We start from the raw sequence: 19267 nt of genomic DNA, 5'->3' as shown, positions 1-19267 counted from the left end.
AATTATGTCTAATTCAGCGTTTGAAAAAGTAATTGTTCCTCCGATGGATGAACACAATCAAAGATTGATTGCGAATTTACATCCTAACGATCGCAAAAATCCGGAGCCTGCCGATTGTTACGATTTGGTGGTAATTGGTGCAGGTGCTGCGGGTTTGGTAACATCTGCGGGTGCTGCGGGTTTAGGTGTAGGTTTAAAAGTTGCATTGATTGAGAAGCATTTGATGGGTGGGGATTGTACTAATGTCGGTTGCGTGCCTTCTAAAAGTTTAATTCGTTCTTCTCGTGTTGTGGGTGAAATGTGGAATGCAAAAGAATACGGAGTTGTAGCTCCCAAACAGGTAGAAGTGGATTTTCCCGCAGTTATGGAACGTATGCGACGAATAAGAGCGGATATCAGCCCAGTTGATTCGGTTGAGCGCTTTTCTAATATTGGGATGGATGTATTTTTAGGTACGGCAAGTTTTACTAGTGGGGATACTATTGAAGTTGCTGGTAAAAAACTTAACTTTAAAAAAGCAGTAATTGCTACGGGAGCCAGAGCAACTCAACCGGATATTTCCGGTATGAAAGAAGCCGGATATCTTACTAATGAAACCGTATTTAATTTAACTCAATTACCGCGACGTTTGGCAATAATTGGTGGTGGCCCCATCGGTTGTGAATTAGCGCAGGCTTTCAACCGTTTTGGTAGTGAAGTAACAATTTTACATCGGGGTTCGCATATTTTGAATAAAGAAGATAGCGACGCTGCGGAAATTGTGCAAAAGGTATTTCAAAAAGAAAAAGTTGGATTAATTTTAAATTCTCAAATAGAGCGGGTAGAAAGTACTTCGGAAGAGAAGACAATTTACTATACCAGCAATGGGATAAAGGGTTCTATTACTGTAGATGAAATTTTGGTAGGTGCGGGAAGAACTCCCAATGTAGAAGGTTTGAATTTGGAAGCTGTTGGCGTTGAATATGACAGTAAAGGGGTGAAAGTAAACGATAATTTAGTAACTACAAATCCGAAGATTTTTGCTGCGGGAGATATTTGCTTAAGCGAAAAATTTACACACATGGCAGATGCGACAGCAAGGATTGTCATTCAAAATGCTTTATTTGCTCCCTTTGGTTTGGGACGTAAAAAACTCAGCGATTTAGTCGTACCTTGGGTAACATTTACAGATCCAGAAATTGCTCATGTGGGGATGTATGAAAGCGAAGCAAAAGAAAAGGGTTTAGAAGTTAATACTATTAAGATAGACTACGATGATGTAGATAGAGCCATTACCGATGGGGAAACCGAAGGCTTTATTAAAATTCATTTGAAGCAAGGTACGGATCAAATTCTTGGTGCAACTATAGTTTCTCCCCACGCTGGTGAAAGTATTTCTGAGGTGACTACTGCAATTGTCAATGGAATTGGAATGAATAAATTAAGCGGGGTAATTCATCCTTATCCTACCCAAGCGGAAGCAATTAAGAAAGCTGCGGATGCTTATAAGCGGACTAAATTGACGGATGGTACGAGGAAGCTTTTGGGATTTTTGAATAAGTTTTCTTGAGGATGGGGAGAAAAAAAACCGCAGAGGCACGGAGAGCGCGGAGGGAAGAGGTACAGAGGTATGGTAGTTTTGGAGCGGGAAGTGTAATATGTCATTGCGAGTGGAGCGAAGCATTCACTGTTCACCGGAGGTGCGGCTCAGGTGCGGTTCATCGCAATGACTCTCATTTCCATAATCCGCCTTGGAATAAATTCCCAGGCTCATATGCAAAGTCTGATAAATCAGACTGGGTAATACTTTTAGTGCGTTTTAACGTACTTTGTTTATTAGCCTTGAAATTGATTTCAAGGCGAGAATGTGGTTTTTACGAGATGTTCAACTCATTATGAAAGTCCCAACTGTTGCTTTAGTGCTTCTGGTACATTCCTTACCGTTTCTAATCCGCGTACACCTTCCCAATTTGTATTTTCATCCCAACGGATATCTCTTAAAAATTCATTGCCCAGGTCTGCGCCGCTAAGGTCTGCGCCGCTGAGGATTGCGCCGCTGAGGTCTGCGCCGCTGAGGTTTGCGCTGCTAAGGTATGCGCTGCTAAGGTCTGCGCGGCTGAGAATTGCGCGGCTGAGGTTTGCGCCGCTGAGGTCTGCGCGGCTGAGGTTTGCGCCGCTGAGAATTGCGCGGCTGAGGTTTGCGCCGCTGAGAATTGCGCGGCTGAGGTCTGCGCTGCTGAGGTTTGCGCGGCTGAGAATTGCGCGGCTGAGAATTGCGCGGCTGAGGTTTGCGCCGCTGAGGTCTGCGCTGCTGAGGTCTGCGCTGCTGAGGTCTGTGCTGCTGAGGTCTGCGAAGCTGAGGTTTGCATCGCTGAGGTCTGCGCTGCTGAGTTTTGCGCCGCTGAGGTCTGCGCTGCTGAGGTTTGCGCCGCTGAGGTTTGCGCGGCTGAGGTTTGCGCGGCTGAGGTTTGCGAAGTTGAGGTCTGCGCCCCTAAGGTCTGCGCCCCTAAGGTCTGCGCCGCTGAGGTCTGCGCCGCTGAGGTTTGCGCCGCTGAGGTTTGCGCCGCTGAGGTTTGCGAAGTTGAGGTCTGCGCCCCTAAGGTCTGCGCCGCTGAGGTATAGCTTAACTAAATTATTAAAAGTTCCGAGTTTAATAGCATTGCTGTAGTTAATTACGCGAAGTAGTTGGTTTCTAAACCTAGCATCTTGTGGTACACCCGAAGGATAAAAAACAATCTCCTTCAAATCATCCCTTCCCCTTGCATAACGATTTAACTCCAACAACAAAATCATCGCGTTCAAACCAGTATAAATATCAACCTGCCGCTGTCCTAATTCGATATCTTGCTCGTGTAGCTGTAGCGATTTCTTCTGGGGTAAAGTTTCTGTATAAGCATCAATAAATTCTCCATCACACCAGCGTTGATAAAAGTCATCTAAACGTTGAAGAAGTGGAATTGGCCGAAATTCATCACTTTTTGTAACCAAACTCATCAAATATTCCACCACTTCGGGTGTCAAGCCACCGTAACCGAACAAATCGTAAATTTCCCAATGCATCTGTTCTTCCTGGATGAGAAAACCCCTTCCTTTTCTTCCAAGTTCCGTCCAACTTTCCAAACTTTCTTTCAAACGTTCGGCAAATAAAAATTCGCTAAAACTCTTGTGTGCGAACTCTACCGAACCCGTTTGCCTTCCTGGTTGCAGATAAAAAGCAGCTAATGCATTCCTGAGCGGATTATCACCGATACGTTCCCTTGCTGCTTCCAAAAACTGTTTCGCTGTCTGATCTCCTTTAAGACGTTGTTCAATCATTGACATCGGCGCACATTCCCCACCAGACTGGATTACACACAAACCCGCTTCGGTAAGAATTTGGCGTAAACCTTCTGTTTCTTGCTCGGTTATCTTTTGCTGTAACCATTCCGGACGTTGTTTTGTTAATACCCAATCCAAAGACTTTTGATAAATCAAAATTTTGGCTTGGGTGGCGCTACTTCCAGCAAATGTTTGTGGTGTTAATTCGCGATCGCGGTACATTGCTCCGAGCAAATAAAGTAATAATGGTTCTTGTGCTAGTTCGCGTACTCTTTCGGGACAGTTATCATCGTGCAAAAACTGCTGGAAAGCGGTGATTTCGTCTGTACCCACTTGCGCTTCCCATTTGCGAAACCACTGCTGCTGAACTTCTCCATCCATCGGCAGTATTTTGACTCTTTCCAGGTTTTCTGGCATATTTCTTTCAATACTTTGTAATGCCAAGGTTCGTCCTGTTATTAATACTCGATGAGCTTTTTCGGGGTTTCTATTGCAGCTTTCTTGAAAACTTCCTACCTGTTTGAGAAATTCTTCTAAAGCACCTGTGGTTCTTCCTTCCATCAATAATTCATCAAAACCATCAAGTAAAAACAAATAGCGGATATTCTTATCGGTTAACCAACCAGGATCATTAACAGCAAAATCTGTATCAACTGCGGCTTTTAAGGTATTTTCAAACTGTTTTTCAAATGTTCTTATATCCCGCAAGCGAATTAAAACCGGAATCCAAATCGGATATAAATTCTGCCTTACCCAATCGGCAAACATTCGACATGATACACTTTTACCGCGTCCGGGATCACCTTGAATAAATATTACTTTATCTTTTTTGTGTGGGTTTTGCAGTAATTCTTTTACCCAACTTTCTAAATCAACGGGTTGCTGTTCTGTGTTTTCGTCACCATTTTTATCTAAAGGTTTTGCTCTTAAAGGTACGTAAATATCTTTGAAAGCAAAAGTTTCTGCAAATACTTTTTCTTTCGGCTTTGTTGCAATATGCTTTTCTAAATAATCGTCAATACTATGATATTTTTCTAATTCTTGACGATAACCATCGCTAAATATCCCCGACAAAGATTTAACAGCATCTCCCACTTCAGCTAAAGCTTGATTCAGATATCGCTGAGTATTCCAAGCAACTCGCTGGGTGATAATATCGGCTTCGTGTTTAGTTATTCCCGCTGTTTTTAAGTAAAACGATAAATGTCTATTTAAATCATCTGCTAACTTCGTTTCTCGAAAACAGGTAATCGCTTTTCTGGCTTCGGTATCGGTAAGCTGTAAATCGTCTGTACGTTGTTGGATTTCTTCGGAAACTTTTACATCTCGAAGTTTGTTAAGTAAATCTTCTCCTTTTATCGTGCCAATAATTCTTTCTAGACTTTCCAAATAAGCCAACCGAGATGTTATTACCACGCATTCTTCCAAAGTTGGCGGCTCTTGCGTCTTATCTACATAAAACTTAATTCCCTTTGTAGCCAAACCGACACAAGAAAGTGATGCGATCGCAACTCCCGCTGGTGCGAGTGGAGAGCCAAGCAAACCCAGTGCGACAACTAATTCCAAGCCAGTTTTACCTACTTCTGCACCTGTTTCTGTGGCACTGGTTGGTTTTTTAAATACTTCCCAGATATCTTGAGTAAGAAATTTCTGCACCTTTCCTGTCATGGCTCGCTTTGTCGTAAAAATTATTTAGATGGTAGCGAAAAAATACTTAAATTGTAACATTTATATTTTTTCTTCCCCAGCCAAAGCCCCCTTCAAAGTATGCCAAGCCAAAGTAACGCATTTAACCCGCATCGGGAATTTAGCCACGCTTTGCATAATATTCAGCTTTTCTAAAGGTGCTTGAAATTCAGTTTCTCCTATCACCATTTTACGAAAATCTTCTACCATTAATAACGCTTCTGATGCATTTTTACCTTTAACAGCACCTGCCATCAAGTCAGCAGAAGCCAAACATAAAGCGCATCCCGCACCTTCAAATTTAATATCTTCTATTATTGTTTCTGTTTCATCCAGCATCAACGTTAAATCAACTTTATCCCCACAAAAAGAATTTTCACCTTGATTTTGGCGATGTATGAGATTAGTTTTACCTTTATGTTGCGGTTTTCTGGCGTGGGATAAAATTACTTGTTGGTAGCGTTGGCGTTGATTAGTATTCATAGTTATAAGTTAGAAGTTAAATTAATAACTAACAAAATAATTAATCAAGCACGTTTCAAAATAAATAAACTTCCATCTCCTCCTCTGCCAATTCTCAAAGTTTCATCTAAGTAGGTAACGTCAAGTGTGGGGATTCTACCTTGAGGATTATTCGCTTGAACAACTTTAAATGGATTAAGTTTTGGGGTTTGAATACCAAAAAGCTTCTCGATTGAAAGAAATCTTTTATCAAAGTTTACGTTGATGCGTTTGTTGGTTTCATCTTCTGCTGGCTCAAAAGTTGCTGTTACTTTGACGCTTCCGGATACTAATCCCCAAGGATGTTTAACAAAAGCTAGATTAGAAAATGATTTGTTTTCAACATCAATTTCTTGATAAACTCTACCAATTTTTAAACCCAATGGCAGGGAAGATAAAGAACGGATTTCTCTTGCTGTGGAGTATTGCAACAACCATTTTCCATTTAATAAAGCAGTTGCGTTAATTAAAGGCTGTGGATTGGGGTTAACTCCTTCTACTTCTATTGTTAATTGCTCAATTTCTTCAACTAAGCTTTGCTCTAAAGTCAAATTTGTTACGGGAGAGTCATCTTCGGATGTAATTTTCTCTAAGAGACTTTGTAGCTTTTCTTTCAGTGTTGATGTGTTATTCAAAATTTGCTCTTTCTTGATTTTATTTTCATCTTAAAACAATAATCTTAATTACAGCAATAACGTAATAAGTAAGTGGTTCAAATTAAATATAAAACCTCACCCTCAATCCCTCTCCTTAGTAAGGAGAGGGAAGCGGTCGGCAGGGTGAGGTTCTCTATCTTATATTTAATTACGCCTGACTACTTACTTAAAGCAATATTGTGCAAGATTTTTAGAGCATAACTATTTTAAGCTGAATTACCCATTACCAATTCTTCCCTAATTCTTGCTGCAAACGATACAAAATAGTATCCGGTTCTACTTCGCGCAATATTTCTTCTATTACATTACTAACGCCTAATTCACCCCAAGAGCAGCCTTTTTCTAAATAGGCTTGAGCAGCTTTTCCTACGGAATAAGCGCCGTAACCGGCGATACCTGCTTGCGTGGCGGCGGTTGCTGCAAACCCGGTAATATTCATGGGATTTTCACCGGAAGAGATTGCGATCGCGCTTTTTCCAAAACCTAAAAGAAAGCTGCTTCCTAATTCCCCTAAAAGTAAACCACCGGAGCTTACCATAATAGTTTTTAACAGTTTTCCGGCTTTATAACCCGTCATAGGTAAACCATAAAGTCGAGATAAGGAGCGAATCAAAGCTAAATCCGCGACAATTCCCCCACATATATCAAAGAAGGCGATCGGATTCAAACCTACAGCTAATGCTTTATATTTTGTATACTGCCAAATCAAATCTTCTGCTTCTTTTTCTCGCAATTCCACTGTTTTATATGCAATAGATTCTTCAGCATCTCTTGCTTGTACTAAAGCATTAAGCGATAAAAGGGAACGCCCTTCACGATTGAGAATTTTCAAAATAGTTTGTTGAAGCTGCTCTATTTGCGGTGGTAAAGTTTCCCATTCATAATCTTCTTTACCATCGGCATATTCAACTCTAACTTCCATCGGTGCGGGTTCTGCTGCTACCATAACTATTTCGTCGGGTTTTAAACTTTTCATCGAGCTACCCGCAGCTAATTGTTGTAAATTCTTGTAAATCGCTGTTTTATCGGTATCTGGATACAAATCCGTTTTATTAAACACTAAAATTAACGGTTTTTGAGCCTTTCGTAAATCAAGCAATGCTTCATATTCGGTACGAGTAATATCACCGGAGACAACGAATAAAATTAAATCGGCTTGCCGGGTAACTTCCCGCGCCATTTGTCCTCTAGCTTCCCCAGCAATTTCATCTAGACCAGGAGTATCAATTAATTCTACTTCTACCTTACCGCCAGGATTCCAGCGAATAGAGCGCGGGTATTGAGTAACACCATTAAGCGGCCCCGTTTCCAAAATCTTTTGTCCCATCAGCGCATTCAAAACCGCCGATTTGCCGCGACTTACCAACCCAAAAGCAGCGATACGAATCACGTTGTAATCGAGTTTATTCAAATTAGCGGTTAAAAGCTGTATTTCCGGCTTAACCAAACCCGCTAACTCAGAATCAAATCCCGGTTTACGCAAATTGCCATACCATGACAAAGCCTGTCTGAGACTAGCACGAGCGCGGTTTAAATGAGTTTCTTGCTGATTATTAGCCATAGGGAATTGGTAATTGGGAATTGGTAATCGGTAATAATAAATTTATAACTGGTAACTGCTCACTGAAAAAGTGGTATTCCAATTATAAATTCGGTACCTTTCCCTGGTTGAGAATAACAATGAAGTTTTCCACTGTGTTTTTCAACTACGATCTGATAGCTGATAGATAATCCTTATTTTAGACTTAATGAAAATATTGATTTAGGTTTTATCAGCTAACAACAATAAAAAATATTTTTAGAATCAGTTATTTTTAGTAAAATTATATAAAATAATTGTCCTGCACGGTTTTGCAAAGACATATGGTATATATAAATATTGTAGAGACGTTGCAGAGCATAAGGTATGCAGCACCTGTTTGATTTTTGGAGAAAATTACGGCCTTCTTGTATCACCCAAGATTATTTGATTATTCTTAAAGATACAGCTAAAAGGAAAAAATCTTATTATTATTGAAAATAGCTTCTCTGGGCTATATATCGGCAAAATCAAGGCTAGGAGTACGGTAAATGAAGTCGTCAATAAAAAGCGCTGAGGCAGTACAAATCATTTCAGAATTTGTAGAGCTGCAAAACAATCTTAATTTAGCATTTCGCCAGATATATCCTAATGTAAGTAAATCTTTCTCCGCGAATTGTCCCCGTCAAGGTTTATTATCGCTACAAGAAGAAAAATGGACGTTTGACAAACATGGAGTTGGCGTTTATTTTCAATCGGAAAAATCTTATATTATAGTTGATATTCATTCTGGATTCGTAGATTATCCACAAGCATTTGATGCATGGCGACTCGTACAGTACTTTGAATCAAAAGGCATAGAACAGATTTATTATTTTACAGATGTTTATGACCTTACAAATAAAGAAAACAACGAAGATATTGTTGGCGATTTATTAGAGTATCTTTGGGAAGATAATATTATCGAGGTTGTTTTACTTAAACTTAATTTGTACGGTTTAAAAAATAGCTCAACAGATGGCAGGGCTAGAATTTTAAGTCAGTTGTCGCGGTTGTTTAATGAAGGGAGTAGGGAGTAGGAAGTAGTTAAGAGTTGGGAGGAGAATGATGGAGTAATGGAGTAATGGGAATAAAAGTTATTTCCTCACCTCCTCATCCCGTCTCCCCCTTTTCTTCCTTTTCCTGGGTTCAATAATATTTTCATCAACACCAAATCTTTCAGCAGCTTGAGACATATTTAGTTGCAATAAACTATCATCGCCTAATTCCCGTGTTCGCTGTGGTTTTGCTGGAATTATTTCTAAGGCGTGAATAATTTCTGTAGCGATCGCCTTAGCTAGTAAAGGTGGAACTGAGTTTCCTATTTGTCGAAATCCATGCCATTTTGTGACATGAAAACGAAACCAGTCTGGGTATGAATGCAAACGTGCTGCTTCCCTAACGGTGATACATCTTGGGGTTATAGGATGAATTGGACGCGGAGAGGTGAAAGCACCCCGGTTACTAGCTGTTCCAGCCCTCAAAGTATTACAAACACCATATCTGGCTAATTTATGAAAGTGGCTGACAGGTTCGGTTTTACCGGGTTCGGTTTTTTGAAATCTTTCGATAGATTGCTGACTATGTTTTGTACGTGTACTGCAAGTTAGAAAATAATTATCAAATAAGCGCTCGTAAGAGTAGTCATTTTCAATTGCTAAAATACCGCGCAATTTACTGCTGTAATCGCTAGGTTTAGCATATTCGGCAATTATCCAATCTCGATCCATTAATTCCGAATAATTTTCCACTTCTGGTAAATCGCCGAGAGCATCCCAAACTGTAGGTGTTGCGGGTAAATCTGAATTATTTACAATGTATTTTGATTTCTTAGATATTTTTGGTGTTGTCAGGGGCTGGGGATATTTTGGTAACTTTAAATCTTGACGGCATCCTAAAATAAATAATCTGGCTCTATCTTGCGGTACTCCGTAATTTGCTGCGTTGAGAACTTGATAATTTGCTTCTACTTGATAACCATTTTTTTCAAATTCTTCGATAACTTCCAATAAAAATTTTCTATGTTCTCCTACAGTCAATCCCGGTACATTTTCAAATACAAAATATTTCGGTTGTAACTCTAAAATTAATCGTAAAAAATGGAATACTAAAGCATTTCTGGGATCGTCTAAAGCCCGTTTCCCAATCATCGAAAATCCTTGACAAGGTGAACCACCAAATACAACATCGATTGGTTTATTTTTAATTAAAGAGCGCCTTCTAATTTTCTTTCCCGAAATATTCTCTACACTTGCACATAAAATAGACCAAAACGGAAAATTAAATTCATGAATAGCACAGTGAATCGGATCTAATTCTACAGCAGCAAGCACATCAAAACCAGCTTGTTCAAAACCGAGAGTCATCCCCCCCGCACCCGCAAATAAATCTACAGCAATAGGACGCATTTTCAGTTAACAGTTATCAATTATCAGTTAGGAGTTATAAGTTAGGAATTCAAAATTATCTACCCCATCTCCACTCATTCCCGCAAAGCATCAACAATAGTACTAGTGTTCGATTGCATCATTTTAATATAAGAATCCCCTTTGATGTCTGGTGGGCTTTGAATCTTCTTGAAATATTTTATGTGTCGTCAATTTAATGTTGGGTTACGGTGCCCAGATTAATTTCTAGTTGAATATTTCGATTTTTCATGCACCGCGAGCCAATCTACTAACTGCTTTGGGGATTCGATGGTAAAGTAATAATATTAAAATAATTTAATTTAGTCATAAATATAAACATGAAAACCGATAACGAAAGAAAACAAATAATTGATGCTATTAATGTACTGTTAAATCAAGCATACGACAGTACCCTAGACGAAATTTTTGGATTACTAAAAAAAATTGAAGATGAGGAAGATGAAGATGATTTGAAAGCTTATGATGAAGCTAAGGAAGATATACGAAAGAATGGCATTGTATCTTGGGAAGAAGTTAAGAAAGAGTTATCAGGAATGAAAAAGGATGTTGCGTGAGTTACGAAATTAAAATTTCCAAGAGTGCATCTAAACAAATCAAAAAGTTATCATCAGAATTACAAGAGCGCATACAAAATAAAATTGATGAGTTAGCTATAGAACCCCGTCCAGATAAAGTTAAAAAGCTTAAAGGTAGAGAAAACGGTTATCGTATTCGAGTAGGCGATTATCGTATTTTATATGATATTTTTGATGATGTTTTATTAATTAGTGTTGTCGAAGTTGGGCATCGTAGCAATATTTATAAAGATAAAAGTTAATTAACTGATTGCTGCTGTTTAAAGAAGAATATAAGAAGTATAGGTTCCTAGTGAGGACTTTAGTACGAAGGTTTCAACGCAAAGCCGAACGAAGGTTTGCGCGGAGGTATGCAGAGCAGGGAAGAAAAGAAAAGATACTAACATCGGAGCGGAAATATTAATAATCAATTCAATCAAAAGGTGACAAAAGGTGAGGTTTTGATCTATCTTGGTTAAGTTAAGCAAAATCTTTAGATATATAAAGATGTCGTCAAATCAAGCGGGAAGGAAACCCAGAAGTTTGACACTCCCCATCCTAAAGGCGCGGGGATTCTTGACTCAACGAAACCACTTAAACTAAATTCCTTGCGTCGTTTAGCCCAGAGGTGGGATTCTCTAAGGGCGTTAATTTGGGTATGCCCTACCCTATTCGCATGACTGCGAGTCCTGTTGAGCTTGAAACAAATTAGTTTCAAAATGCTGTTTGTCTAGCCCCTATAAATCTTTTACCCACTGCTAGGAGGAAACTAGAAAAATGCAGCTTTATCCGCATAGATTTAATTTTCAAGGTTCAGCGCTTTGTCTTTCGACGGCTAGGTTTTTTAAGTGGTTAATTACCTTTCCACTATACTTAGCATACCAGAAAAGCCGCCCTAAAACGGCGGGGCTTTAAACCCAACATTTAGGTAAACTTCTGCGTTGTTGTTGATTGCTTCATCTACAGTTCCATCTACAACCATGAAGGAAGCTAAAATACTTCCACCGTCGAAGGTTCCATCAAAGGTAGTAGTTTGCTGATTATCGCTTCTTAGCAAGTCTAAACCTGTGACTTGGGATGCCGTGCCATATATCGCCATACTTATACCCTTTTGAATGTTAATAATTTTGCGTCTCAGGTAGAGGGTGAGGACATTTTATTCTAAACCCACGGAAACCCAAGCCGTCAAATAACAGACTTGATGCAAACAGGGGTTTGCTGTATCTTCCCTGTTATTACTTATTTTCGCGTTAAGCTAAAAAATTCATGCTACAGCTAGTTGACTATCTTATTATTGGTGTTTACTTAATTTCTATAGTAATCTTTGGGCTTTATTTGGAGCGTAAAGCTTCTACGGGTATCGATTCTTATTTCTTGGGAAACCGCAATATGCCTTGGTGGGTGTTGGGTGCTTCGGGAATGGCATCGAATACCGATTTGGCGGGTACGATGGTGATTAGCGCTTTGATTTACGCTGTGGGTGCCAAAGGCTTTTTTATCGAAATTCGCGGTGGTGTGGTGTTAATCATGGCGATTTTGATGATTTTTATGGGTAAATGGAATCGTCGCGCTCAGGTGATGACTTTAGCTGAATGGATGCGGTTTCGTTTCGGTGAAGGAAGGGAAGGAAATACGGCTCGAATTATCAGCGCGATCGCAAATTTAATGTTTGCAGTGGGTGCGATGAGCTATTTTACTGTTGCTGGGGGTAAATTTCTAGGTCAATTTCTCGGTATTAACGATGAACTTGCTTCGATTGCCTTAGTTAGTCTTGCTTTAATATACACGGCAGCTAGCGGTTTTTACGGTGTTGTTTGGACTGATGTTTTTCAAGGCATTTTGATTTTTGTGGCGATAATTTACGTTTGTGTTTTGGCGCTGCAAATCGCAACTATTCCCGAAACATTTTCAGTTTCTATTCCTTCTGGCGATGGTTTTGAATTAAAGCAGTGGAATTTTGCAGATTGGAGCAGTATTTCACCATCCTTAACTTTAGAATTACCGGGAGACTATTCTATATTTAACTTATTCGGTGGGGTGATTTTCTTTTATTTAGTAAAAGAATGTATGGCAGGTGTTGGAGGTGGTGGCGGCTATATGGTGCAACGTTACTTTGCTGCTAAAAGCGATCGAGAAGCGGGTTTACTTTCCTTGTTTTGGATTCTTTTACTTTCATTCAGATGGCCACTTGTGACTGCTTTTGCAATGTTAGGCATTCATTACGGCGCAACTCAAGGTGTTATCTCAGATCCAGAATTGATTTTACCCACGGTAATTAGCGAATACGTGCCGGTAGGAATTAAAGGAGTGTTGATAGCTTGTTTTCTGGCAGCAGCAATGTCTACTTTTGATTCTATTATAAATTCCAGCGCCGCTTATTGGGTGAAAGATATTTATCAAGCATATCTAAAGCCCCAAGCAACAAACCAACAGTTAATTACCCAAAGTCGTTTAGCATCGGTGGTAATTGTAGTTGTAGGAATGCTGTTTAGTTACCAGATAAAAAATATTAACGAAATTTGGGGATGGTTAACTTTGGGATTGGGTGCGGGATTATCAATTCCTTTAGTATTACGGTGGTATTGGTGGCGTTTTAACGGTTATGGATTTGCTGCTGGTACAGTTGCGGGAATGTTAGCAGCTATATTAACTAAACTATTTGTATCTGCAAGTTTAAATCAGCAGTATCAGGAAATTTCTTTGTTTCTTATCCCTAGTATTTCCTCATTTATTGGCTGTTTAATCGGCACATTTTTTACCGAACCAACCAATTTACAAGTGATAGATAACTTCTATAAAGTTACCAGACCATTTGGTTTTTGGGGAATAGTGCGTAAAAATCTTCCAGCTAATATTCAGCAGAAAATTAAAAATGAAAATCGTCGCGATATTGTTTCTACATTAATTGCAATTCCCTGGCAATTGACTTTATTCATGTTAGGAATCACCTTCATGATGAAGCGTTGGGATACTTTTGGTATTTTGTTAGCGGTGTTTATTATGCTTTCAATTGCCTTGTATTTTACTTGGTTTAAATATCTTTCTAAAGAAGTTAAGATTACTGAAGAGTTGTAATACTTACTTGTAATTTTAGAAGGTGCGCGCAGGGATGCCCGCACCACAAGAGGAATATAATATTATTTCAAAATCTCTTCTACCCAATTTTTATCTTCCGCAGACAAAGATGGTTTTACCGATTGTGAATAATCAATGACTAAATCAAACCTAGCCTTTTGATAAACTTCATTTAATAACTTCTGTAAATCTACTAAAGGTTCTTGTTCTCCTTGTTTTAACGGAACGGGAAAAGTAGGAATAGATTCTTTTAAATTAAAGCCATATAAATCTGCTTCCGGTCTATGGTATCCTCGACTAACTAAAATACTATAATCTGTAATAGATGCTCCCATAATAAGCATTGGTTCACCAATACGTAATAAATCAATTTCAATAAAGTTGGTACGTGAAGCTAATATCTTGTTGCGCTTATTTTCGTAAGCCTCTCTACCTTGTTTAGAACGCTTATTTTTGGGTGAAAGTATTTCAATTACTGAAACTACTTCTCCAGATTGCGTCGAACGAACTTCTAAAAATCTTTCTGTAGTTTCTTCAGGTACGGGTACGGATACTTTTGTGGGTTGAACTAATTCCTGTGTCATCACAGCAACCCCCTCGCTTGAATCATTACGTCGGGAAACTGCTACATCTGCAATTCCTACCAATAAATTATCGGAAACACTGCTATAAACTCGTTCTTCGATCGCAACATGATATTGAGGAACTACTTGGGGAGTAATTTCATCGGCTATTGCTACAATTAAGCGGTTGTGAACTTGATGCCATAATTCTGGCTGTTCCAAATATGGGTTCATTCCTGGAAAAGGGTTATTCATAACTTTTTGTTAAACTATCAGACGAATTTATCTTAATTCTAACTTCTTTCCTGGTAGTACAATTTCAAGAATAAATTAAAAAACCTTCGCAAATTAGATAAGCTTACAAAAGCAGTTTCACTCATTAAGAAAATGACCGCAATTAGCCCGACAATTTTAGCTCTCGACTTTGATGGTGTAATCTGTAACGGCTTGATAGAATACTTTCAAGTAGCTTGGCGTACTCACTGTAAGTTTTGGCCTTGTGCTAATCAAAGTCAAACAGAAAAATTAACTAATCAATTTTATCGTCTTCGTCCAGTAATTGAAACTGGCTGGGAAATGCCTGTTTTAGTTAAAGCTTTATTAGAAGGATTTGAAGAAGATAAAATTTTGCAAGAATGGAGCGATATTTCTCAAAAAATTCTCCGGCAAAGTGATTTTTCAGCCCAAGAAATTGCCGAGACATTAGACAAACAGCGCGATGAATGGATAGCTAGCGATTTAGATGGTTGGCTGGATATGCATATATTTTATCCGGGAGTAGTCGAAAGAATTAAAAATATATATCATACTCAAACTGCACTATATATAGTAACAACTAAAGAAGGACGGTTTGTCAAAGAACTATTACAAAAAGCAGGCTTCGATCTACCCAGAGAAGCTATTTTTGGTAAAGAAGAAAAGCGTCCTAAATACGAAATATTGCGAGAATTAAAGCAAGAATCTAACGACTTATCAGTTAGTCTATGGTTTGTAGAAGATAGAATCAAAACGTTACAAAAAGTTAAACAGCAAGAAGATTTAGAAGACGTAGAATTATTTCTCGGCGACTGGGGTTATAATACTGCCACAGAAAGAGAAAATGCCCAAAAAGATATGCGAATTAACTTAATATCGCTAGCTCAATTTACTCAAAGCTTTGATGAATGGCAAAGTTGAATCAAATTTCAATGAACAATGAACAATTATCAATTATTAATGAACAATTGGAATTGATAATTGATAATTGATAATTGATAATTGATAACTGTTCACTGATAACTGATAACTGATAACTGATTATGCTTGATTTAAGTAAACTTGCCGGACAAATGCGTGGTTTGAGTGAACATTTGACGGCTGAAGCTGAAGCGAATCGTCAACGTTTGCAATTGGGGATGAAACATCTTGAGTATGCTTTTGATAATCAAAATGAGTTAGTTCAAATTCAACAAAAATGGCGCGATCGCATTTTATTTGCGAATGCAACTCCGATGGAACCGCTACACACCTGTATTGATATCATGGTTCCTCCTAAAATTCATACTGTCATTGCTACTGACGGTTCCCAAATTGCTCCCAACCACCACGAAATTGCTTATTGTTATTTACTAAATATCGGTAGAGTAGTACTGCATTACGGACAAAATAAACACCCTATTCTAGATAGTATCCCTGAGATATTCTACCGCCCCGAAGATTTATATATGTCTCGTCAATGGGGAATTAGAACCGAGGAATGGATGAGCTACCGACGCACCACAAGTGAAGCGGTAGTTTTATCTGAGTTGGCTATTGCTGCAACAGGTAAGGGACAGGGGGACAGGGGGACAAGGGGACAAGGGGACAGGGAGACAAGGAGACAAGGGGAAAAAGTTGAAGAAATTTCTACCCCCTCTTCCCACTCTTCCCCCTCTCTCACGACCTCAGAAAGAATACCTACACTAGCAATGGTAGATGGTTCACTAATTTACTGGTTTTTAGATCAGTTACCTTACGATGCTAGGGAACATATTTTACCGCCGATTTTAGAGTCTTGGAAGGATTTGCGGGAAGCTGGTATTCCCATCATGGGTTATCTAAGTGCTTCTCGGAGTATTGAAGGAATGAATTTTTTCCGGTTGTCGGCTTGTCCGCACAAAGCACCAGACTGTATGAGTTTTTGCCCGAATCAAATGGAAAAGATTCCCTGTAAACTTTTTGAGGGATTGCGAGATAGTACTTTGTGGTCAACTCAACTCAAACCGGGACAGCGGAGTCCTTTATGGAAAAGTAATTCGCGCATTTTAGATTTATATGAAGACCAGCAAATTTACTTTTGCTACGTTCATGTGGGCACCGAAATAGCACGGGTAGAATTTCCACAATGGGTAGTAGAAGATACAGAAATGTTCGAGGAATCCTTGGGGTTAATGCTAGCGCAAGTTCACAAAGGATATGGTTATCCAGTAGCGTTAGCAGAATCCCACAACCAAGCAGTTGTCAGAGGTGGAGACAGATCGCGTTTCTTCGGTTTATTGGAACGACAAATGATTAAAGCTGGCTTGAAAAACGTCGGAACTTCTTACAAAGAAGCACGGAAGAGAGGAAGTATTGCATAAATAAGCATGGGGCATGGGGAATAGTTAGGAGTTAGGAGTTATAAGTTAGGAGTTAAGAGTAGGGAGTTAGGGAACTAATAATTCCATTACCAATTACCAATGCCCAAATATGATTTTCATCACAAACTGTTATCTTCGTCACCCTTTTGGGAAAACTACACTTAGGCATGGACTGGACAAATAACCTCTGGGGGTTATGCATCTACAGTTCTACGAAGATAAAGGGTTTTAATCATATTTGGTACCATGCAAAAAAACAATCGTTCCCGTCGTGCGTCAGCAGCTTTATTAGTTGCGATAGTTGCGTTTATTAATGCAAGCTGTTCTAACAAGATTTCTATTAATGATAATTTGATAATACCTCTGGCGGTTGCTAGTAGCAATGACAAGATTCAGCCTTTAAGAATTGGAGTGCTACCAACTCAGAGTTTCAAAGAACAACAGCGGATGATTGAACCTCTGGCGAAGTATTTAGAAAAATCTGCGAAGAGGCTGAGATGAAAATTTTCACAAAATTTATCGCATCTTCTGCTTGCTTTGCGGGATTAATGTCTGCTGTCTTGGTTGGAACTTCTGTATGGCGAAATCAAGTTGCTGATAATATGAATCGTAAATTAGAACAATCTGGTCAAGCGATTGAAGCAGCGTTAAGATTAGAAGTTGATTTAAAAAACGAAATTAATGCTCTCAAAGATGATGTCTTGTTTAATAATCAAAAATCAAAGGTAGAAAAATATCAAAATCAATTTAAAGCTAACCTTCTGAGATTAGAAACTTTAATTCCAGATGCCAAGGAAATAAACGATATTCGTCGTCGTCATGCATTTTTAATCAACTTAGAGAAAGAACTAAAGAAAAGTAATAATATTTCTGATGATGCGTATTTAGTTGATTCTCAACAGCATTTTAGAGCAATCAATTCTTTTGCTAAAGACATTGAATTATTCTTGAGCGATCTGACAGATACCGCTCACGAGCAAATTATCCTGACTCAGGATGAAATGAAGGAAATGCAGCACACTTATGAAAAAGTTACCTATTTAATAATAATTACTATTTTATTAGTTTTTATCGGTCAATTTTTGATAATTATGCTTCCGCTAATTAATTCTTTAGACAAATTACAAGAAGGAGCATCAGCAATTGCTGCTGGTAAACTTGATTATCGGCTTAATATTCGTACAAAAGATGAATTAGAGCAAGTTGCTGACGAATTCAACCGCATGACGGAAAAATTAACCGAATCATACAGTGAAATTATCGAACGTAGTGGGGAGTTACTCAAACTCAATCGAAATCTTAAACACGAAGTTAGCGATCGCACTCAAGCGCAAGCGGAATTAGAACAAACCTTAAATGAACTCAAAAGCACCCAAGCGCAATTAATTCAAACCGAGAAAATGTCTAGTTTGGGACAAATGGTAGCCGGAGTTGCCCACGAAATCAACAATCCCGTTAGCTTCGTATACGGCAATATTAATCACGTAAATCAATATATAGAAGACATTTTAGAATTAATCGAACTTTATCAACAAGAATTTCCCAATCCCGGAGATGATATAGAAGAAAAACTTGACAATATGGAATTAGACTTTGTAAAAGAAGACTTACCCAAAATACTAACTTCAATGAAAATAGGAGCAACTCGCATTCGTGAAATAGTTTTATCTTTACGTAACTTTTCCCGTCTCGATGAAGCCGACATGAAAGAAGTTGATATTCACGAAGGAATAGAGAGTACTTTATTAATTTTACAAAACCGTCTCAAATCCAAACCAAATCGCACCGAAATCGAAATCATTAAAAAATATAATCCGCTCCCTAAAATAGAATGCTATCCCGGACAATTAAATCAAACATTTATGAACATTATTAACAATGCCATAGATGTATTGGAAGAGGAAAGAGATAATGATATGCAAAATCCGCAAATCTGCATTCACACCGAACTAATTGATAACAAAACAGTAGCAGTTAGAATTGCAGATAATGGGAAAGGAATAAGTGAAAAAGTGAAAAACAAGTTATTTGACCCCTTTTTCACCACAAAACCCGTAGGGAAAGGAACCGGATTAGGTTTATCAATTACCTATCAAATAATAGTTGATAAACATCACGGTAAACTAAGTTGCGAATCAGAACTTGGTAAAGGCACCGAATTTATCATTGAAATTCCCTTGCATCAGAAGAGAGGGGGAGAAGTTGAGTTAGGAGTTGGGAGTTAGGAGTTAGGAGTTAAAGATTTACTAGTTGAGAATCATAACTACTCCCTATTCCCTGTTCCCCGTTCCCTATCCCTACTCCCTTTTTTCTCGCTACAATCAAGGTTAATAAATACAAGTATCATCCCT

At 38.7% G+C, this 19267-nt stretch carries 16 protein-coding genes; 9 read left to right on the top strand and 7 right to left on the bottom strand.

Annotated elements, in window-relative coordinates:
- Positions 1-4 precede the first annotated feature (4 nt).
- Entirely contained in the window at positions 5-1549 is a 1545-nt protein-coding gene (locus ACM03V_RS19180) for a mercuric reductase (RefSeq protein WP_414622396.1), read from the top strand.
- A gap of 323 nt (positions 1550-1872) precedes the next feature.
- Here ACM03V_RS19180 and ACM03V_RS19175 read toward each other — a convergent pair whose 3' ends face one another.
- The 4 genes from ACM03V_RS19175 to ACM03V_RS19160 form a co-directional block, all read right to left on the bottom strand.
- Complete coding sequence (locus ACM03V_RS19175; protein ID WP_414622395.1) at positions 1873-4965, bottom strand: pentapeptide repeat-containing protein; 3093 nt, start codon at positions 4963-4965, stop codon at positions 1873-1875.
- 60 nt (positions 4966-5025) lie between these two features.
- Positions 5026-5466, bottom strand: a complete 441-nt coding sequence (sufU, locus tag ACM03V_RS19170) for a Fe-S cluster assembly sulfur transfer protein SufU (RefSeq protein ID WP_414622394.1) — start codon at positions 5464-5466, stop codon at positions 5026-5028.
- A gap of 44 nt (positions 5467-5510) precedes the next feature.
- Positions 5511-6119, bottom strand: coding sequence for a PAP/fibrillin family protein (locus tag ACM03V_RS19165; protein WP_414622393.1), 609 nt, complete (start codon positions 6117-6119; stop codon positions 5511-5513).
- Positions 6120-6363: 244 nt separating this feature from the next.
- Complete coding sequence (locus tag ACM03V_RS19160; RefSeq protein ID WP_414622392.1) at positions 6364-7701, bottom strand: GTP-binding protein; 1338 nt, start codon at positions 7699-7701, stop codon at positions 6364-6366.
- 509 nt (positions 7702-8210) lie between these two features.
- Here ACM03V_RS19160 and ACM03V_RS19155 point away from each other — a divergent pair.
- Positions 8211-8738 carry a DUF6896 domain-containing protein gene (locus tag ACM03V_RS19155; RefSeq protein ID WP_414622391.1) on the top strand — a complete coding sequence of 176 codons (528 nt, stop codon included), beginning with the start codon at positions 8211-8213 and terminating at the stop codon, positions 8736-8738.
- Positions 8739-8795: 57 nt separating this feature from the next.
- Here the strand turns inward: ACM03V_RS19155 and ACM03V_RS19150 are convergent, their stop codons facing one another.
- Positions 8796-10106 (bottom strand): DNA cytosine methyltransferase, encoded by a 1311-nt coding sequence (locus tag ACM03V_RS19150; protein ID WP_414622390.1) that lies wholly within the window; start codon positions 10104-10106, stop codon positions 8796-8798.
- Between the two features lie 338 nt (positions 10107-10444).
- Here ACM03V_RS19150 and ACM03V_RS19145 point away from each other — a divergent pair, with 338 nt between their 5' ends.
- Both ACM03V_RS19145 and ACM03V_RS19140 read left to right on the top strand, forming a co-directional pair.
- Positions 10445-10681, top strand: a complete 237-nt coding sequence (locus ACM03V_RS19145) for a hypothetical protein (RefSeq protein ID WP_414622389.1) — start codon at positions 10445-10447, stop codon at positions 10679-10681.
- Positions 10678-10944, top strand: coding sequence for a type II toxin-antitoxin system RelE family toxin (locus tag ACM03V_RS19140; protein ID WP_414622388.1), 267 nt, complete (start codon positions 10678-10680; stop codon positions 10942-10944). Before ACM03V_RS19145 ends, ACM03V_RS19140 begins: the two co-directional genes overlap by 4 nt.
- 632 nt (positions 10945-11576) lie before the next feature.
- Here the strand turns inward: ACM03V_RS19140 and ACM03V_RS19135 are convergent.
- Positions 11577-11780, bottom strand: a complete 204-nt coding sequence (locus ACM03V_RS19135) for a hypothetical protein (RefSeq protein WP_414622387.1) — start codon at positions 11778-11780, stop codon at positions 11577-11579.
- 167 nt (positions 11781-11947) lie between these two features.
- On the opposite strand from ACM03V_RS19135, the gene ACM03V_RS19130 reads away from it, so the two are divergent.
- Positions 11948-13756, top strand: a complete 1809-nt coding sequence (locus ACM03V_RS19130) for a sodium:solute symporter family transporter (protein ID WP_414622386.1) — start codon at positions 11948-11950, stop codon at positions 13754-13756.
- Positions 13757-13818: 62 nt separating this feature from the next.
- Here ACM03V_RS19130 and ACM03V_RS19125 read toward each other — a convergent pair whose 3' ends face one another.
- A complete protein-coding gene (locus ACM03V_RS19125; protein ID WP_414622385.1) occupies positions 13819-14574 on the bottom strand; it encodes a DUF4058 family protein in 756 nt (251 codons plus the stop codon).
- Between the two features lie 132 nt (positions 14575-14706).
- Here ACM03V_RS19125 and ACM03V_RS19120 point away from each other — a divergent pair, with 132 nt between their 5' ends.
- The 4 genes from ACM03V_RS19120 (at position 14707) to ACM03V_RS19105 (ending at position 19141) form a co-directional block, all read left to right on the top strand.
- Positions 14707-15495 (top strand): HAD family hydrolase, encoded by a 789-nt coding sequence (locus tag ACM03V_RS19120; protein WP_414622384.1) that lies wholly within the window; start codon positions 14707-14709, stop codon positions 15493-15495.
- A 122-nt stretch (positions 15496-15617) separates the two neighbouring features.
- Entirely contained in the window at positions 15618-16916 is a 1299-nt protein-coding gene (locus ACM03V_RS19115; protein ID WP_414622383.1) for a DNA double-strand break repair nuclease NurA, read from the top strand.
- A 246-nt stretch (positions 16917-17162) separates the two neighbouring features.
- Positions 17163-17417, top strand: coding sequence for a hypothetical protein (locus ACM03V_RS19110; RefSeq protein WP_414622382.1), 255 nt, complete (start codon positions 17163-17165; stop codon positions 17415-17417).
- Positions 17414-19141 (top strand): ATP-binding protein, encoded by a 1728-nt coding sequence (locus ACM03V_RS19105; protein ID WP_414622381.1) that lies wholly within the window; start codon positions 17414-17416, stop codon positions 19139-19141. The genes ACM03V_RS19110 and ACM03V_RS19105 overlap by 4 nt, the downstream gene beginning before the upstream one ends.
- The last annotated feature ends 126 nt before the right edge of the window (positions 19142-19267 follow it).

The organism is Calothrix sp. CCY 0018, assembly GCF_963920925.1.
GTDB lineage: Bacteria > Cyanobacteriota > Cyanobacteriia > Cyanobacteriales > Nostocaceae > Rivularia.
This window is presented reverse-complemented; position numbering and strand designations above follow the sequence as displayed.

Bases quoted from the DNA above. Each gene is read 5' to 3' on its own strand.
- ACM03V_RS19180 (WP_414622396.1), top strand. From the start codon at position 5: ATGTCTAATTCAGCGTTTGAAAAAGTAATTGTTCCTCCGATGGATGAA.
- ACM03V_RS19175 (WP_414622395.1), bottom strand. From the start codon at position 4,965: ATGACAGGAAAGGTGCAGAAATTTCTTACTCAAGATATCTGGGAAGTA.
- sufU (WP_414622394.1), bottom strand. From the start codon at position 5,466: ATGAATACTAATCAACGCCAACGCTACCAACAAGTAATTTTATCCCAC.
- ACM03V_RS19160 (WP_414622392.1), bottom strand. From the start codon at position 7,701: ATGGCTAATAATCAGCAAGAAACTCATTTAAACCGCGCTCGTGCTAGT.
- ACM03V_RS19155 (WP_414622391.1), top strand. From the start codon at position 8,211: ATGAAGTCGTCAATAAAAAGCGCTGAGGCAGTACAAATCATTTCAGAA.
- ACM03V_RS19150 (WP_414622390.1), bottom strand. From the start codon at position 10,106: ATGCGTCCTATTGCTGTAGATTTATTTGCGGGTGCGGGGGGGATGACT.
- ACM03V_RS19145 (WP_414622389.1), top strand. From the start codon at position 10,445: ATGAAAACCGATAACGAAAGAAAACAAATAATTGATGCTATTAATGTA.
- ACM03V_RS19135 (WP_414622387.1), bottom strand. From the start codon at position 11,780: ATGGCGATATATGGCACGGCATCCCAAGTCACAGGTTTAGACTTGCTA.
- ACM03V_RS19130 (WP_414622386.1), top strand. From the start codon at position 11,948: ATGCTACAGCTAGTTGACTATCTTATTATTGGTGTTTACTTAATTTCT.
- ACM03V_RS19125 (WP_414622385.1), bottom strand. From the start codon at position 14,574: ATGAATAACCCTTTTCCAGGAATGAACCCATATTTGGAACAGCCAGAA.
- ACM03V_RS19120 (WP_414622384.1), top strand. From the start codon at position 14,707: ATGACCGCAATTAGCCCGACAATTTTAGCTCTCGACTTTGATGGTGTA.
- ACM03V_RS19115 (WP_414622383.1), top strand. From the start codon at position 15,618: ATGCTTGATTTAAGTAAACTTGCCGGACAAATGCGTGGTTTGAGTGAA.
- ACM03V_RS19110 (WP_414622382.1), top strand. From the start codon at position 17,163: ATGCAAAAAAACAATCGTTCCCGTCGTGCGTCAGCAGCTTTATTAGTT.
- ACM03V_RS19105 (WP_414622381.1), top strand. From the start codon at position 17,414: ATGAAAATTTTCACAAAATTTATCGCATCTTCTGCTTGCTTTGCGGGA.